Below are 454 nucleotides of genomic sequence, written 5' to 3' on the forward strand. Positions count from 1 at the left end.
TCTGCACCATAGTCCCTTGAAGCTTTCGTTACAATTGGCTTATATTTTAACTTTAAAAACAATGCTTCGAGATAATATTCGAATTCTATGCCGTCCATTTTATCTATATCAATTATATGTGCTCTTCTATATAATGCTTGAATTTTTTTCTTCTTAATAAATCTATAAATGAGGGGCATTAACTTATATGCGATAACTAACATAAATATTAGTAGTAAAATATTGTAAATGTTTATTTCAGTCATGTTTATATCTCCCTATCATCTTTTTCGTTATGAGTTTGTTCTTTCAATTGCTCTTTTATTTCATTTTTTTGATATAACGTTTTTCCGTCAGTTATCGCTTTATCCTTTTTTAGCTGTTCGTTCCAATCTTTAGAGTTTAAAGGTAAATCTATTGTAAAGTCATTTTCGTAAGTATTAACGATGCTACTTACGAAATTTTTCCCTGCCTC

2 protein-coding genes are annotated in these 454 nt (G+C 28.6%); both read right to left on the reverse strand.

What is annotated here, in order from left to right; translation table 11 throughout:
• On the reverse strand, positions 1-245 hold a 245-nt coding region (locus DVK05_RS16585; protein ID WP_147437853.1), incomplete at its 3' end, for a restriction endonuclease.
• A gap of 2 nt (positions 246-247) precedes the next feature.
• The coding region (locus DVK05_RS16590) for a hypothetical protein (protein ID WP_199712359.1) at positions 248-454 on the reverse strand (207 nt) is incomplete at its 5' end.

The organism is Halorubrum sp. Atlit-8R (assembly GCF_003666025.1).
GTDB lineage: Archaea > Halobacteriota > Halobacteria > Halobacteriales > Haloferacaceae > Halorubrum > Halorubrum salinarum.